This is a genomic window from Paenibacillus durus ATCC 35681, from assembly GCF_000993825.1.
Lineage (GTDB): Bacteria > Bacillota > Bacilli > Paenibacillales > Paenibacillaceae > Paenibacillus_AQ > Paenibacillus_AQ durus_B.
On sequence record NZ_CP011114.1, the window covers coordinates 4,601,472 to 4,617,815 of the forward strand.

Annotated in this window: 15 protein-coding genes; 6 read left to right on the plus strand and 9 right to left on the minus strand. The window is 47.7% G+C overall.

Annotated elements, in window-relative coordinates:
- Nucleotides 1–62 precede the first annotated feature (62 nt).
- Nucleotides 63–1,160, plus strand: coding sequence for a GerAB/ArcD/ProY family transporter (locus VK70_RS21515; RefSeq protein ID WP_025695417.1), 1,098 nt, complete (start codon nucleotides 63–65; stop codon nucleotides 1,158–1,160).
- A gap of 79 nt (nucleotides 1,161–1,239) precedes the next feature.
- On the opposite strand, the gene VK70_RS21520 is transcribed toward VK70_RS21515, so the two are convergent.
- The 3 genes from VK70_RS21520 to VK70_RS21530 form a co-directional block, all read right to left on the minus strand.
- Nucleotides 1,240–2,331 carry a type II asparaginase gene (locus tag VK70_RS21520; protein WP_081754832.1) on the minus strand — a complete coding sequence of 364 codons (1,092 nt, stop codon included), beginning with the start codon at nucleotides 2,329–2,331 and terminating at the stop codon, nucleotides 1,240–1,242.
- 300 nt (nucleotides 2,332–2,631) lie between these two features.
- Nucleotides 2,632–3,279: a histidine phosphatase family protein gene (locus VK70_RS21525; RefSeq protein WP_025695415.1), complete on the minus strand. Its 648-nt coding sequence runs from the start codon at nucleotides 3,277–3,279 to the stop codon at nucleotides 2,632–2,634.
- A 108-nt stretch (nucleotides 3,280–3,387) separates the two neighbouring features.
- Nucleotides 3,388–4,602, minus strand: coding sequence for a chromate transporter (locus VK70_RS21530; RefSeq protein WP_025695414.1), 1,215 nt, complete (start codon nucleotides 4,600–4,602; stop codon nucleotides 3,388–3,390).
- A gap of 129 nt (nucleotides 4,603–4,731) precedes the next feature.
- On the opposite strand from VK70_RS21530, the gene VK70_RS27475 reads away from it, so the two are divergent.
- The gene (locus VK70_RS27475; RefSeq protein ID WP_233277721.1) at nucleotides 4,732–4,902 is read left to right on the plus strand and encodes a hypothetical protein; all 171 of its coding nucleotides are present in this window, start codon (nucleotides 4,732–4,734) and stop codon (nucleotides 4,900–4,902) included.
- Nucleotides 4,903–4,929: 27 nt separating this feature from the next.
- Here the strand turns inward: VK70_RS27475 and VK70_RS21535 are convergent, their stop codons facing one another.
- Entirely contained in the window at nucleotides 4,930–5,844 is a 915-nt protein-coding gene (locus tag VK70_RS21535; protein WP_025695413.1) for a LysR family transcriptional regulator, read from the minus strand.
- A 145-nt stretch (nucleotides 5,845–5,989) separates the two neighbouring features.
- Between VK70_RS21535 and VK70_RS21540 the strand changes: the two genes are divergently transcribed.
- The gene (locus VK70_RS21540; RefSeq protein WP_025695412.1) at nucleotides 5,990–6,730 is read left to right on the plus strand and encodes an SDR family NAD(P)-dependent oxidoreductase; all 741 of its coding nucleotides are present in this window, start codon (nucleotides 5,990–5,992) and stop codon (nucleotides 6,728–6,730) included.
- 363 nt (nucleotides 6,731–7,093) lie between these two features.
- Here VK70_RS21540 and VK70_RS21545 read toward each other — a convergent pair whose 3' ends face one another.
- The 3 genes from VK70_RS21545 to VK70_RS21555 form a co-directional block, all read right to left on the minus strand.
- Nucleotides 7,094–8,125 carry a Cfr family 23S rRNA (adenine(2503)-C(8))-methyltransferase gene (locus tag VK70_RS21545; RefSeq protein ID WP_025696075.1) on the minus strand — a complete coding sequence of 344 codons (1,032 nt, stop codon included), beginning with the start codon at nucleotides 8,123–8,125 and terminating at the stop codon, nucleotides 7,094–7,096.
- Between the two features lie 242 nt (nucleotides 8,126–8,367).
- The gene (locus tag VK70_RS21550; protein ID WP_025696073.1) at nucleotides 8,368–9,852 is read right to left on the minus strand and encodes an Lsa family ABC-F type ribosomal protection protein; all 1,485 of its coding nucleotides are present in this window, start codon (nucleotides 9,850–9,852) and stop codon (nucleotides 8,368–8,370) included.
- Nucleotides 9,853–10,159: 307 nt separating this feature from the next.
- Nucleotides 10,160–11,566: an MFS transporter gene (locus VK70_RS21555; RefSeq protein ID WP_025696072.1), complete on the minus strand. Its 1,407-nt coding sequence runs from the start codon at nucleotides 11,564–11,566 to the stop codon at nucleotides 10,160–10,162.
- 147 nt (nucleotides 11,567–11,713) lie between these two features.
- Between VK70_RS21555 and VK70_RS21560 the strand changes: the two genes are divergently transcribed.
- A complete protein-coding gene (locus VK70_RS21560; RefSeq protein ID WP_025696070.1) occupies nucleotides 11,714–12,682 on the plus strand; it encodes an AraC family transcriptional regulator in 969 nt (322 codons plus the stop codon).
- Nucleotides 12,683–12,807: 125 nt separating this feature from the next.
- Here VK70_RS21560 and VK70_RS27480 read toward each other — a convergent pair whose 3' ends face one another.
- Together VK70_RS27480 and VK70_RS21565 are read right to left on the minus strand one after the other, a co-directional pair.
- The gene (locus VK70_RS27480; RefSeq protein ID WP_081754885.1) at nucleotides 12,808–13,008 is read right to left on the minus strand and encodes an SDR family oxidoreductase; all 201 of its coding nucleotides are present in this window, start codon (nucleotides 13,006–13,008) and stop codon (nucleotides 12,808–12,810) included.
- Nucleotides 13,009–13,231: 223 nt separating this feature from the next.
- On the minus strand, nucleotides 13,232–13,939 hold the full coding sequence (locus VK70_RS21565; RefSeq protein ID WP_025696069.1) for a DUF421 domain-containing protein: 708 nt from the start codon (nucleotides 13,937–13,939) through the stop codon (nucleotides 13,232–13,234).
- A 124-nt stretch (nucleotides 13,940–14,063) separates the two neighbouring features.
- Between VK70_RS21565 and VK70_RS21570 the strand changes: the two genes are divergently transcribed.
- Together VK70_RS21570 and VK70_RS21575 are read left to right on the plus strand one after the other, a co-directional pair.
- Nucleotides 14,064–14,882, plus strand: coding sequence for a MerR family transcriptional regulator (locus VK70_RS21570; RefSeq protein WP_081754884.1), 819 nt, complete (start codon nucleotides 14,064–14,066; stop codon nucleotides 14,880–14,882).
- Nucleotides 14,875–16,332: an alpha-L-fucosidase gene (locus VK70_RS21575; protein ID WP_025696066.1), complete on the plus strand. Its 1,458-nt coding sequence runs from the start codon at nucleotides 14,875–14,877 to the stop codon at nucleotides 16,330–16,332. Before VK70_RS21570 ends, VK70_RS21575 begins: the two co-directional genes overlap by 8 nt.
- Nucleotides 16,333–16,344 lie beyond the last annotated feature (12 nt).

A 16,344-nucleotide genomic window follows, 5' to 3' on the forward strand; every position in this document is an offset into this window, starting at 1 on the left:
TGTTTATTTTTACCTCAACTGCAAATACTGGGTTTATTATTTTCCGCGGGGAGAGACATCACATGGCACAGGAGAAGATAAGCAGGTGGCAGCTCATTTCCATCATCATTTTGTTTGAAATCGGGACTACGGTGCTCTTTGGATTACGTATGCAGGCTAAACAGGATGAGTGGCTGGCTATCTTGACCGCGATGCTCGGCGGACTTGGGCTAATGTGGGTCTACACAAAGTTATGCGAATATTATCCAAACCGAACGCTTATCCAAATGATCCCCGAGATTGTTGGAAAATGGATCGGATATCCGCTATCGCTGATTTATATATTGAATTTTGCCTATGAGTCTTCACGGGTATTACGAGACTTTGGGGAACTCATCGTGCAGACGATCTTGACAGAGACGCCGATCCTCGTGGTTATGGCAGGATTTATGCTCAGTGTCGTCTACTGCATGCGCGGCGGGCTGGAAGCACTCGCACGTTTGGGGGAAATCTTGTTTCCGGTTGCCTTTCTTGCCCTTGTCCTGGGGTGGATTCTTATCTTCGCTTCCCAAATTCATCATTTTGAATATGTAGAACCCGTTTTCTCAAAAGGGCTAAGACCGATATTGAGCGCGGTGTTCCCCTTCCTTATCGTATTTCCATTCGGACAAACGCTGCTGTTCATGATGTTTACCATCAATTCGAATGACCGCAGCAGCATCAAAAAAGCGGGGATGATTGCGGTTCTTGCCTCTGGCATCATACTATCCTTAAATATGCTGGGACTCATGGCCGTATTTGGTCCTAAGGTTCTTGAACAAACGGAATTTCCTCTGTATACCGCTATAGGCATGGTAAGTCTGGGGGATTTTATTATGAATCTGGATGCGCTTGCGATTCTGATGATGGTGCTGGGGGGATTTTTTAAACTAGGGGCGTTTATGTATGGTACCGTACTCGGAACTGCGCAGCTGTTCAAATTGGAATCCTATCATTCCATCCTTATTCCATGGGGCATGATTATTCTGGCGATGTCCCTTATCATTGCGTCTACTTACACACAGCATATCAATCTTGGCTGGAGCATATCCATACCTTATATCTTTTTCCCGCTCTATGTCATAATCCCTATTATATTGCTGATCATTGCCGCTATTCGTAATATGGGGCGCAGTGATTGATTTCCACAAAAATAACGGGGTTATCCAGTCGTCATCTGCGATGACTGCTGGAGTAGCCCCGTCTGCTTAGAGACTCAAATTAATATTCGTCAAAGAAGGTTTGGATCACCGCCGGATTCTTAGTTTTCGTCAGAGCCAGCATCAGTAGAATGCGGGCCTTCTGCGGATTCAAGGAATCGGAGGAGACAAAGCCTGACTTATCGTCATTGGCGGAATGAGTAACGACGCCGCTGCCCGTACGTGTAGAACGGACAACCGCAACACCCTTGCTTACTGCCTTCGCCGCGCCCTTTTCCGAGGCCGTGGACAGCGAGCCGTTGCCGCTGCCGGCTACGACGATTCCCTTGGCGCCCGCGTTTATCGCGGCGTCGTACAAATAGCTGCCGTTATTCTGGTATTCGTACAGAATATCGACCTGAGGCAGCTCGGTCAAATTGGAAACGTCAAATACGCTGCTTGCCGTATGTTTGCGCTTGACTTCATTATAGAAATAAATCTTGTCGCCGGAGACTACCCCCAGATAGCCTTGTTCCACTGATTTGAACGTATCCGTGCCGGTCGTATTTGTTTTGGTGATATAACGGGCGGCGCCGATGCGGTCGTTCAGTTCAATCATGACGCCCTTGCCGCGGGCTTCTTTGCTGCTTGCTATTTTCACCGCATTATACAGGTTGAACGGGCCGTCTGCGCTGATCGCCGTAGCGGGACGCATCGCACCGACCACTACAACCGGCTTGTCGCTCTTGACAACAAGGTTCAGGAAATAAGCGGTTTCCTCCAGCGTATCCGTTCCGTGCGTTACGACAACGCCGTCTACATCATCCGTAGCGAGCAGCGCGTTGATGCGTTTGGCCAGTTTAAGAAGAACCTCGTTGTCTATATCGGGACTGCCGACATTGGCAATCTGCTCGCCGCTAACATCGGCAATCTGCTTCATTTCGGGAACAGCATTGATCAAAGTATTGATGCCGAGCGCGCCCGCCGTATATCCGGTCACATCCGTAGTGGAGGCGGAAGAGCCGGCAATGGTTCCACCGGTTGCAAGGATCGTGATGTTTGGCAGGGCGGTATTTACGGCGGTGACTTGCGGGCTGGTAGATACAATCTTGCCCGGAACCACAGAAGCCTCAGCGGAACTTACAGCAGCAGGGATCATTAAGGCAGCCGACATTATAGTAATTCCGATTTTCTTCTTCCAGTTAATAGATAAGTTCAATTTCGTTCTTCCTCCCCATTATGTAAAGTAAAAGTTATTGAATTACAGCCAGCTGTAACTTTGTTATTCGGTACTTCCCCCCTCCTTTTCCATACGTAAGAAAACCTGACAAAACAAAGTGAAATATACTCACAACTTGCTGACATACTTGCTATTTTAAATCTTATTATAAAATATTCATGAAATATGTGTCAATTTATTTAATTTTTTATGAATATTTTTTAAAATATCTCCGAAAACCTGTCAGCGAGTACCTTACTTGGCAGTCCGTAAACTCAATAGCTCTCCTAAGGCAATTCGGCCGGCAATTTCGTATCCGCTGCCCAGCCCTCTTGGTTTCACCACAACAATACCCAAGTTGGGGATTTCGCCCAAACCAACCCCTGGAGGGAAGCTGTGAGCGACGATCACTTGGTTGGTTCCGAAAGGCGGCGTTTTCTCCAACACAGAAGTCAGAGCAGTCAATGTATCCTCTCGCTCCGAAGGAGTTACGTCACCGCTTAAATGATAAATTCTAATCCAGAACGGATCGGTCTGAATCTTTCCTTCCCCAAAAGCCAGTTCGGCCGTTTCCCTGGTACGGCAAAAAGGACTGGTCAGCACCGGAAATTGAACAGGGATTTGTAATCTGCGAAGCGCCTCCCCAAGAGCGGCAGCTTGTCTTCTGCCTTCCCCGGAAAGATTTCTTTGGGTCGAACAATCCGTGAAGACCAAATCGGGCCGGTCTTCTCCTGCCGTGGCTTCACCATGCCTTATATATAGAATATATCCGCCCTGACGGAGTGACTCGAGCAACAATGGGTTTACCGGCCCGGCTGCTGCCGCATTTCCTGCCGCCCCCGCCATTTGCGTCGGAAACAGAAGAAGTAAACAAAGCATACATAGACAAACTAACCTTTTCATTACTACCGCTCCTCTCGCTGAGAACCCTTTTTATAAGGTGTAGTATACGCAGGAAAAAAATAAAAAACGGGTGATGAACGCTAGACGTTCTTTCACCCGTTCCTACGATTACATTAGCCCCAGCAGCATTCCTCCCGCAGCGCCGGTAAGCACAACCACCCAAGGCGGAAGCTTCCAAAAGACCAGCATCACAAACAACATGACGGCCAGAGCGAAATCCATCGGTTTCAAGATGGCGGTAGTCCACAGCGGATCGTACAGAGCAGCCAGCAAAATGCCAACGACGGCGGCATTAATTCCCATTAACGCCCCTTGGATTCTCGGGCTGTTCCTTATCCCGTTCCAGAACGGGAGCGCACCGACAACAAGCAGAAATGCCGGCAGGAAAATGCCAATCGTGGCGACCACCGCTCCTGTGATTCCCCCGGCCATAGCCCCAAGGTAGCCTGCAAAAGTAAATAGCGGCCCCGGGACCGCTTGCGCAGCTCCGTAACCCGCCAGGAAATCCTCTTGGCTCACCCACCCTGTGGGGACAACCTCCCGCTCCAGAAGCGGGAGTACGACATGCCCCCCGCCGAACACCAAAGAACCGGAACGATAGAAGCTGTCAAACATCGCGAGCCATCCGGCTCCCCCCGATTGTCTGAGCAGCGGGAGTGCGGCGAGCAGACCAACAAATACAACCAAGCAGAAGATAGCAAAGGCCCGGCTGACCGGAATTGGAAGCTCGGGTAGCCCTTCCGCCGCTCTCTTTCGGTACAACCACAAGCCGACGATCCCGGCAGCAATAATGATAAGCACCTGACTGTAAGCGGTATGCCAAGATAACGCAACTGCTGCGGCAGCCACGGCAATCGTCGCTCTACCCCGATCAGGAGTGAGCTTCTGTCCCATCCCTAGAATAGCATGGGCAACAATCGCTACAGCTACGATCTTCAGTCCATGAATCCACCCTGCACCCGCAATATCGTAACCTTGGAGCAGGAAGGCAAACGCAACTAACGCGATGACAGACGGCAGGGTGAAACCCAGCCATGCTACGAGACCTCCAATTAGTCCCGCTCTTAACACTCCGATGCCAATTCCAACCTGGCTGCTGGCGGGACCGGGGAGAAACTGGCATAGGGCTACAAGGTCGGCGTAGCTTCGTTCGTCCATCCATTTTCGGCGGCGTATGTACTCGTTATGAAAATAACCAAGATGGGCGATGGGTCCTCCAAATGAGGTGAGTCCCAGTTTTGTGGAAACCTTCAGAACTTCCAGAAGAGCCGAAAATCTCCCTTTTTGAGCATATTCCGCTGCCTCTTGCTGATTCGTATCCATATGTACGGATTACTCCTTTTCCTTAGTTGGTCGGGAAAGAGATTTAGTATGAAATCGACTCTATTCTATGCTATACTCCCTTCCTGATCTAGCCCTTTTACAGAAAATTTACAATCAGAAAGAGGTCTCGTGGACATTGGTCAAATGATTGAGAGCGATTGGAAAGCGGAAGTATCCTTCTTTCATCATATGACCGGAATTGACCCTGAATTTTTTGATAAGTATATGACCAGAAACTTGGATTTCGGTCTCCAAAAGGTTACAAAGATGCCGGAGCGTATTTCTGGTGATGATATGTAAGTGTAGCTGTAAGCAAAAAGACGACGTTCATTTTTGAATCCCGAATGAAGAGTCGTCTTTTTCACTGTGCAGTTCTTCTCTAAGAAAATGATATAGCCTATACCCTGCTGATTTCAATGCATGCCCTGTCGTTTTGCAGAGTATGCCAAAGGTCATCTCGATCAGACTGCCGCTTATCGTGCGCGTGACCGTATTTGGCGGAACCGGGTCAACCGTAATTTTGGGTACCAATGCAACGCCTAGCCCGCTCTCCACAAAATACTTCAGCGCCGTCATACTGCCGATTTCCATCGTGTCCAAAGTAATTCCTCCGGCTTCCTGCAGAACGATTTCCAGCTTGCGGCGGTAGGGACAAGTCGCAGACGTAATGAGCAGACGATGGTTCTGAAAATCCTCAGGAACAATAGACGCCTTATGGGCAAGCGGATGGTTTTCCGGCATTAACACTACAAATTCCTCTTTGAACAGCGGCTCGAACAAAAGCTCAGAACCAAGATCCGGTGCGGAGCAGAAAGCAAAGTCTATATCGCCCTTGAGCAGCTTCTCGCTTAGCAGCGGTGTATTGCCAAATTCCACGGAAACTCTTACTTTCGGGTATTGGGCCATAAACGACCTGAGTATGCCGGGTAAGCGATAGCTCGCCGTCGGCTCTGTCACTCCTAATCGAATATGCCCCGCGGTTCCCTTAAGCAGTCCAGCCATGTCTTCCTGCAGCTGCTCCATATTTTTAAGGATTGGCAAGCTTTTCTCCCAAAAAAGACGGCCCGCTTCCGTCAGTTGAATCTTCTTGCCGCGCTCGATCAGTTGAACCCCCATGTCCGACTCCAGCTTTTGAATCTGCATGGTGACGGTGGACTGCGCATAATTCATCTCTTCCGCCGCACGGATAAAGCTGCCGTATTTTACAATTTGGTGAAAGGTCTTCAATGTTTTGGCGTCCATTTTTCCCCTCCTATATCCCACAGTTCAAATAATTTGAATGATTTATTGATTTTATTCAATTATACAAAACACTCATCCTCCCTTACAATCATTCTTGCAGAGAGGCCACAGTAAAATGTATTTCCAATGATCAGGAGGGATTGAAATGAATCTGCACAATAAAGTTGTGTTAGTGACTGGCGGAGGAACAGGGATTGGCAGGGCCGCTTGTCTGGGGCTTGCTGATCGAAAAGCGATCGTTGCGGTCAATTATTCACGTTCCAGGGACGAAGCTCACGAGACGGTAAAGATGATCCAAGAGAAAGGCGGCACAGCCATCGCCATTCAGGCTGATGTCTCTAAAGATACGGAAGTACGCCAAATGATTGAACAGATTGTCCAGCAGTTCGGAACGGTGAATGCGCTCGTTAATAACGCTGGGATTACATCGCATAATTCCCTGGGTGATTTGGAGGCGGCAACCGAAGAGGTCTGGGATCGGCTGTATGACGTGAATGTAAAAGGAATGTTCTACTGCGCAAGAGCAGCAGCCCCCTATTTTAAAAAAGAAGGACAGGGCGCCATTGTGAACCTGGGCAGCATCGCGGGACAGACCGGCTCCGGTTCCTCCCTTCCTTATGCGGTCTCCAAAGCTGCAGTTCACGGACTGACAAAGTCTTTGGCCCGTGCTCTGGCGCCGGAAGTCCGGGTCAACTGCGTCGTGCCGGGAGCCGTTGCCACCAGATGGTGGGCAGGCAAGGAAGAACAGATGAAGCAGCTCGCCCCCAATCTGCTCCTTCAGCACATCTCCACACCCGAAGACATTGCCGGGTTCATCTGCGCCGTACTGGAACAAGAATCCATGACCGGGCAAATCATTACGGTGGACAGCGGGCAGACATTGTAAGAACGAGAATTTACAGGGAACGGCTCCTGCTGTTCTGATGAAAATAATGTTTTAGACTGATCCGCTATAGGAAAACAGCGGTGATCTAAGAACTGAATATAGTTATAATGAACGAAACCGACATCCTGTTGCTGACCTCTTTCGTTCTTATGGGGTTTAGTACGAGTAGCCGGGGTAGAACGTCTCTGCCCGTAGGGCTTGACCTCGTGTGCTAAACTGTTTACCTGACCAGAACTTTAATGACATGCAGTATCGGTACTGCTCCTGTCCTACTCGTCTGATGACTAAAACGGCAGCCGACTACAATGTTCGGCTGCCGTCGTGTCTTCTTTTAACTATCGTTCTCTGGTTCAACAACATTGGTTATTCCTTACCGTAAAGCTGTCCGCATGCCGCGTTAATGTCCGATCCGAATTGCGTTCGGATGGTCACTTTGATACCTTTTGACTTCAAGACCCGAACAAAGCTATCGATCTGGTTAGAATCAGATGTCCGGTAACTTTCTGGAGTAACTTCGGTTGAGTTGTAGGGAATCAGATTTACGTGATAAAGATGTTCTCCAGTCCCCCTTCCTCGTAACAACTCAGCAACCGCTTTCGCATGCGCCGTCGAGTCGTTGACTCCTCGGAGTAGAAGATAAGCAATATACACCTTCCTCCCTGTATGTCGGATATGGCGATCCAATACATGGAGGACGTCTCGGACTGGAAACCGGTCGTTGATCGGCATCAGCTCACTCCGTTGATCGTCGAACGGCGAATGCAGAGAAAAGGTTAGATTGACTTGGGGATACTCCCGTGTCAACTTGTCGATTCCCGGCAACAGACCGGTGGTGGAAATCGTAATTCGTCGATGTCCTAATCGAAAGAGGCTTGGATCGGTCAAAATATTCAAAGCATCAAAGATATGCGGGTTGGCGAGCGCCTCCCCCATACCCATGAATGAGACACTGTCTAAGCTGTGACCATTCAGGTGAAAGTAAAGCAATTGGTCGGTAATTTCGTCGGCCGTCAAATTTCGTTTCAGACCTATCGTACCGGTGGCACAAAATTTGCACCCAAACCCGCAGCCGCACTGTGTGGAAATACAATAGGACTCCCACCCACGTTCATAATGAAGTCGTACGGCCTCAATATGTTCGTCGCCAGCTACGGCAAACAACACCTTGCTGACCTGACTCGATGTGAGTTCCTTTACTGGAAAGATGCTACAGACCCGCGGACCAAGCGTCTGAATCAATTTTACACGCAGGGATTTGGGCAATATGACCATCCGTTCGAATTCGCCGACTTTTCCCTTGAAAATCGCTTCTGTAATTTGTGAATATCTATATGAGGGTTGCTTCAACTCGGACAATACTTGGCGAATCCTTTCATATTTCGAGACTGGCTTCATGTCTTCTCCTTACCGCCGGAGAAAACGTACAAGAGCAACCGTCAGCCAGCGCCTTAAATACGTCATTAACCAATTACGAAGAGAAAAGCACGATGCGTTTGCAGACGGATCGCTACGTGCATTTGTCGATAAAATGGTAATCCTCCGGCATTTTGTTTTTGTGAACCGCATCATTTGAAATGAACCGGTTCACAAAATCATCTACAACCTCAATCAACATCGCATTCATCCTCCAGAAAAGGTTAGTCTGTAAGTTCTACAATCTTTGTCGCGATATGCTTGCAAAACTCGCTGTCATGCTCTACGAAAAGGATGGTCGGAGCGTGCTTCAGAAGCAGCTCTTCGATTTGCATCCGGGAAATGACGTCGACAAAATTAAGCGGTTCGTCCCAAACATGCAAATGAACCCGCTCGGAGAGGCTTTTCGCGATGAGCACCTTCTTCTTCTGGCCGCCGCTAAAAGATGCGATGTCCTTTTCGAATTGCAATCGCGAAAAATCGAGCTTCCGTAAAATCGATTTGAACAAGCTTTCATCAATCCCGCTGTTTCTGGCGAATTCCGACAAATTGCCGTGCAAGTGCGAAGTGTCTTGCGAAACGTAGGATATTTTCAGTTGGCTCCCGATTCGTAACGCCCCGGAGTAGGGAATATCCTCGCCGCAAATTAGTTTGAGCAAACTGGATTTTCCTGAACCGTTGGGACCGGAGAGCGCAATGCGGTCCCCTTGCTCGACAGTAAAGCTGACGTCATGGCAAACTTTCTTCTCGGCATAATGAATCGATACGCGGTCAAGCTCGACGAGTTGGTGTTTGTGATAAGCCAATTGTGAAATTTTCAGGCTTTCCGAGCTTTCGACGTTTTTAAGCAACTGGGATCTATCCTCGATCGCGGATTGTTGTCTTTGCTCAATCGACTTGGACCTCTTCATCATTTTGGCGGCCTTGTGGCCGATGTAACCTTTATCTACCTTGGAGCCGGAGTTGCGTGTGCCGTTTTTTGTTTTTTCCACTTCGTGCGACCAGTTGCTCGTCCGGTTGGCCGCTTCGGACATCCGCTTGATGTCCTTCCTCAGCTTATCGTTCTCGGCGAGTTCGAATTGGTCCTGCCGTTGTTTGTTCTCCCACCAATCGGAAAAATTTCCTTTCTGGATTTCGATATTGGTCTTGTTGATCGCAAGAATGTGGTCCACGCAGTTGTCGAGAAACGCCCGGTCGTGCGACACCAAAATAAACCCGCTCTTGTCGTTCAAATAATCGCTAACCAGCTTCCGAGCATGCAGGTCCAGATGGTTGGTCGGCTCGTCAATGAGCAGAAAACTATTTTCCTTCAAAAACAAAGCCGCCAGCAGCACCTTCGTTTGTTCTCCGTTTGACAACGATTCGAAAGGTCGGTATAACACGTCCTCCGTCACTTTCAAAAGCGAAAGCTCGCGCTGAAGCTGCCAATACTCATAGTCCGGATAAATGTCGGCGACGACGTCGACAGTATGGTTTGCTTTGTTTTCAACGTGGAATGGAAAATAATCGAAGCTGACATTAGCCGAAATCGTTCCACTGTATTCGTACTTACCAAGTAACAGATTGAGAAACGTGGTCTTGCCCCGGCCATTTCTCCCAGTAAAGCCCAATTTCCAACCGGTATCCATTTGAAAACTAACGTTCTCAAAAATGTTGTCGTAATTGCCATCATAGGCAAACGTTAGGTTCGTAACTTTAATCAATGACATTTTTGGACCTCCTTATCAAAAAAATAGAGCTACAAGAAAGTTACCTTTCTTGTAGCTCAAAAAATACGGATAATCCACCCCGGAACAGGGATGAATAGAATATATTTTATGAGTGAAAAGAATAAGGTAACTTTCTTGCCAATAAAGAATAAAACAATCCACTTTATTCTTTAAACCAGGCAAGAAATATTACATTATCCTCTTCATCTCCAATCGTTAAGTGTAGCGGTATTTTATCATATCCTTTTCTTTGTTGCAACATCCCATAAAGTGGAAAATGCTTACCGTTGTCAGAAATGGTAATGCTTCATGAATCAGTTAATGCTTGTTCTCCTGTGGGTTGGCTTGCCGGAAGAAAACAGATCAGCGCCGCAATAAGAGCAGACGTTATAAATAACACTGATCCCAATATGGAGCTCGATATAGCATGAGCGAAATGCATCTTTGAAGGTTGACCCGTACGGATAGCTGCATCAAATACGGATATGAGAATAGCCAGTCCCAACGAGGATCCGCTTTGATGCGCAACATTAATGAGACCCGAAGCTGCACCGGTATCGTGAGGATCCACACCTGAGAGCCCCAAAGCGGTAAGCGGTTGGAAAACCATGCCGGCGCCAATGCCCATGATCGTCAAGAGGATGAACATTTGCGGAAAGAACTGGTCTTGCACGGCAACGATCCGGCTTATCCAGAGGGTACCCATGATGGCTAATAGCAAACCGGCCATCAGGACTTTCCTATTTCCAAAACGGTGCACCAACCCGGGCATCAAATACATCATCCCGAACTGGGCGCCTGTAAATGGTAGGAAGGCTAAACCTGCTTCCAGTGAGCTGAAACCGAGCACGTTTTGCAAATACTGAGGGATAAAGAAAAAGAGTGAAAAATTCCCGCACACCACGAGGAACCTTCCAAGATAGGCTCCGGACCGCTGGCGGTTCGCAAACAATCGGAGCGGGATGATCGGCTCCGTTGCCCGGGCTTCAATAAGAACGAATGCTGCTAACAAAATAATCCCGGCTGCAAGCGAAATCCATGTTTCGGGTTTCCCCCAACCTTTCTCGGCAGCCTGAACAAAGCCGTATACCAACGCAGTCATGCCGATGACGGAGACAATCGCACCCCAAAAATCAAAACGTCCGGTCCTCGTACCTGTTTTCTGTATATACCTCTGTACCAAATACAGCAAAGCAATCCCAATGGGTACATTGATAAACATCCCGACGCGCCAAGACAAAAAATCGGTGAAAAATCCACCAAGTAGGAGACCGATACTGCCGCCTGCAGCCGAAACCGCGCTGTACATCGCAATTGCTCTGGAACGTTCCTTGGCCTCAACAAAGCTCGCTGACAGTAATGCTAACGCAGCAGGCGTTGCTAATGCAGCCGCGAAGCCTTGGAATGCACGGGAAACCAGCAAAAATTCGGCTGTCGGCGCCAAACCAGCCAGCATGGAGGCAAGCGAAAATAATCCAATGCCTACATTAAGTATTCTTCTGCGCCCCAGAAGGTCACCTGCCCGGGCACCAAGCAACAAGAAACCGCCGAACGGCAAAATGTAGCCATTTTGGACCCAGGTCAAGCTGGTCGCTGTCATATGCAGCGAACGGCCGATTTGAGGGATTGCCGTTATCATAATGGAGGCGTCAAGCACAACAATCAGTTGACATGCGATGATAATGGTTAAAATCATCCGTTTTGACTGATGCATAAGCATCTTCCTTTCCTTTTCAGTTGTTTCGTGTTCCTGAATAATATTATGGATGGAATTGGAGGAAGGAAGTAGACCGTTACTGCATAAAACTTGCCTAAAGCTGCAAAATGATGTAGTTTAAAAAAGAATGGGGGAATGGAATTCATGCCGGAACAAAGAGTGGATAACCAAGCTAACTTTGGAAAGAGTGTTTCTATTCATAAGAAAGCATTAGATCAGCTTATTGCTATGGCGGATCGGATTACCCTGGCGGAGGGACGGACGCCAACGATCGTTCCGTTTCTTACGATTGTCAGGAGCAGTCGTGAAACGCCGAAAAGTCAGGGGGTGTTGACGCCTTCTTTTTGCCTGATCCTTCGAGGGACTAAGAAGCTTTACCTTGGTCAAGATATCTTTCATTATTCGGCGGGGGATTATTTGGCGTCACTCATCGATATGCCGGCTGCCGCGCAAGTCATCGACGCTACGGAAGAATCGCCGTATATCGGTTTACGTGTCGATTTTACGAGTCAAGAAATAGCTTCTGTGGTCATGGAGGCGGAAATCAGCACGGAGCCAAAGGAGAAAAATCGGAGTGCCGGTGCCTTCATCGGAAAATCAGATGCCGCGCTGCTGGACATATTTTTCCGGTTGCTGAAGATTGTTGATAAGCCTAAAGAAGTTCGATTTCTGTCCGAGTTGATTAAAAGGGAAATGATTTTTAACTTGCTGTCAGGAGATTTTAGGCACTTATTTTTGCAAAAGGCGCTCTTTGATCAAAAAGCGGACGGAGTCGGAAAGGCCATTCATTGGATCAAAGAAAACTACGAACGCTCTTTCACCATTGAGGAACTCGCCAAATCCTGCAACATGAGTATCTCTGGGCTGCATCATAAATTCAAAGCCGTCACGACAATGGGGCCCTTGCAGTACCAGAAGCAGCTTCGCCTTCTGGAAGCGAGACGCCTCATGCTGAGTGGTCCCATGGGGGCAACGACAGCCGCTTTGACAGTAGGCTATGAAAGTCCGTCACAGTTCAATCGGGAGTATCGGAGGCTCTTTGGTCTACCTCCTCTCCAGGATATGAAATCGTTGCGAAAAACTTCATATGCCGGGGGATTTGAGGATAGTTAACCTCACATTTGACTTTTCCAATTCACTCTTTATTATCCCTTCAAAAGTCGCAGCAAACGATTGAAAGTTTCTCCGGCATTGCCGCAGCCATAAGGATAATTCCCGATCATCTTATTTGGAAATGTTCAAGACAACGCGGTCGGCCTAACCATAATTTCGCTGATTAGGGTGTCATCAGGTTCATTAATGGCAAACGCGATGGCTCTGGCAATACTGTAAGGAGAAATCCCTTTGTCGCTTAGTTGATTGGCGATCGTCTGCACTTCCGGGCTGGTAATGCTGTCAAAAAGTTCGGTCTTCGTCAGACCTGGAATGCCGCATTCCACACAATTTATGGCCGATCAGGTTAGGAATTTATTTGAAAAGAATCAAGTTTACCCGAAGTAGCATTGATTTACATTAATTCCACTATCCTGCCCGTTCGCCGCCAGTCTACAACCTTATTTTCATTGGGCTCCTGCACAACAATGACCGCCCCCGTGAAAAAGGGGCGGTCATTTTACTATTTTATTTACGGCGGGATTCCCTACGCTACCTGACTTAACATATTCATTCTTTATCAATGGGTTTTTGAATGCCATCTTTATAAAAGTCAAAGACGAGCTGCTGCTGCGTTCCTCTTACGGCATAGAATACGTCGGAGATCCGCTTCCCCTTGCGCCGGAGTTCGTTCTCCAGCCACTTCTTGGTCAGTCCGTTATTCTCCAGGTTTTTTTCTATAAGTACTCCATCCATGATCAGTTCAACCGGAAAAGCTTGGGCGTTCGGGCGAAGCTTCAAATCCTTTTTAGTTACATATTGATACTCGTCTTTCTTTAATACCGACACCGTTCCGTTATCCTCAAGAACCGCATAATTTACTTCCTCTATGTTGAAAATTCCTTTTCCCCTCAATGCTTGATCCAATGAGTCCATCGTATATCTTACACGTCTCATGTTCTCTTCAAGAATTTTCCCGCTTTCAATAAGCGTGGTTGGAGAACCGGATATCCAGCTTCTCATTTTGCGGCTCTTCAGGGCAATGACGGATAAAAGAATGGATGTAACGGTAATGACAATGAGCGACAATGCCACATGTGACCATTGCAGTTTATCATTGAACGCCAAGTTAGCCGTAATGGACCCAAGTGTAATCCCGGTCACAAAGTCATGAAACGTCATATTTGAAATTGTCTGTTTACCGAGTAGTTTGGCTGCCAATAAAAGCAGCAAAATAGCAAAAATAGTGCGAAACAGAATATCTATATAGGCTTGCATCTCATGCTCCCTCCTTAAGCTCTCATTATTTCCATATCGAGTTGAAAGAAAACATGCTGCACTGAATGAGGATTGTTAAAGCTTGCTCATTACGTTACGTAATGAAATACAATAGGTATAGGAGGTGGGACGCATAGACAGTACAACCAAAACCTATTTGGTCGGTGAACTGGCCGCGGCAACCGGTGTAACTGTACGAACCCTTCAGCACTACGATAATATCGGGCTTTTGCCAACACCCGGCCGTACCGATGGCGGACGACGTTATTATACCGAGGAAGATATGCTCTGTTTAGAACAGATCATCTTTTACAAATCTTTAGGACTTTCCTTAAAAGAAATACGTGACAAGGTGGTTAAGCACCCCACGTTATCTCAAATCAAGCAAATACTGAATGAGCATGAGCTAGTACTCTATAAAAAAATAGAAGACGCGCATGCAAGCATTGCGGCAATCGAGGCATGCCGGACGGCCATCGCTGCGGGAAACTACCCATCGTGGCAGCTGCTGACCGGATTTATCCGAACCTTAAAGAACAGCAGTCTGATCGATTGGGGTCAATACACGTTTAATGACGCCCAGAAGGAAATCCTCGGCAAACGATTTGCCAACGAACAAGACGCCTTCGATTTGTATCATACATGGAGAGTGCTGGCCTTGAAAGCCGTGACTCTTGCCAAGTCCGGGGCGTCGCCGGATGATCCAGCCGCGCAAGACTTGGCCGCAGACTGCTGGAAAATGGTTCTGGAGGTGACCGGAGGCGATGCCGATCAAATCGATACTTTCGCACAGGTTCAAGGAGACCGGGCAGCATGGCCTGAGGGAGACCGCGATCTGATGGATGCGTCACAAGCCTTTATCGACCTGGCGGTAAAGCACTATTTAGCATCCCGATCCTCAGACATCGATGAACACAGAGGAGGTTCGAAAATAAATGAATAATACAACCTATCAACCAACCCAGGAGTCCCTGAATACTCACCCGGTTCCAGAATGGTTCGAAGATGCCAAGTTTGGAGTGTTTATCCATTGGGGACTATATTCGATCCCTGGTTTTGCACCCTTAGGCAGTTTAGCGGAGACGTTGAAGACCGATTATGACCGGGCATTGCTAAACTACCCCTATGCCGAAGGCTATTGGAATGCGATCAAGGACCCTAATACACCATCGGCTCAATACCATAAAGAGAAGTATGGCAGCATGCCCTACCAAAGTTTTAAAGAGATGTTCATAGATGGACTAAAAAAATGGGACCCTTCCGCTTGGGCAAAAACTTTCAGCGACGCCGGCGCAAAATACGTAGTGATCGTTTCCAAACACCATGACGGTTATTGCCTATGGCCTACTGAGGTTAAAAATCCGCATGAGCAGGACTGGTTTAGCAAGCGTGACATTATAGGTGAATTAGCTGAAGCCGTAAGAAAGGAAGGCATGCGCTTTGGCATATACTATTCGGGCGGAATTGACTGGACGTTTCGGAGAAGAATTTCAAGGACGTTCATGGATTATTCATTTTCCACACCTGGCGGTGATTATCCGGAATACGCGGATGCCCAGGTCCGCGAGCTGATAAAGCGGTATCGCCCGGACATTTTATGGAACGATATCTGCTGGCCTACTAACCAGGACACATTGTTCCGCTTGTTTGCCTACTATTATGAAGTCGTTCCAGGCGGTGTGGTAAATGACCGATGGAAACATGCAACTTCGGCCAACAAGATTATGGGTCTGAAACCTGTACGGGCCGTGATGGACATTATGGTTAAGCAAATGATAAAGAAAAATCCCGATATTCACTCTGCCCTTGTACAACCTCCCATACCCCATAGCGATTTCGCTACACCGGAGTATACGAAATACTCGGAAATCCAACCAAAAAAATGGGAGATGACGCGCGGAATCGGAAATTCATTTGGCTATAACCGCAATGAACGCGATGAAAACTATGCTTCCTTTGAGACATTATTATTAGATTTTTTAGATGCAGTGTCCAAAAATGGCAATTTGCTGCTGAATGTAGGTCCTCGTGGTGAGGATGCGCAAATCCCCGTTGAACAACTAAGTCGGTTGTCAAAATTCGGATATTGGCTAAAGCAGAATGGTGATGCCGTCTATGGTACACGGCCTTGGATACGATCGGCAGCAGTCACCGAGACAGGAGAGGCTGTCCGATTTACTGCAAAGGACAATAATCTTTACCTGATGATCCTTGGGAAGCTCAGCGGATCGAAAATAAAAGTAAAAGAAGTATTCATAGATGGCGAGGCATGCCTCCTTGCTGATGGCAGTCCGGTAAGGATAGAACGAGACGGCGATGACATGGTCCTAACCTTCACACGGCAGCTTGATCATCTATTTGTGCCTGTTGTTCAAATACAGAATATGCGATAGGGTTAACATAGT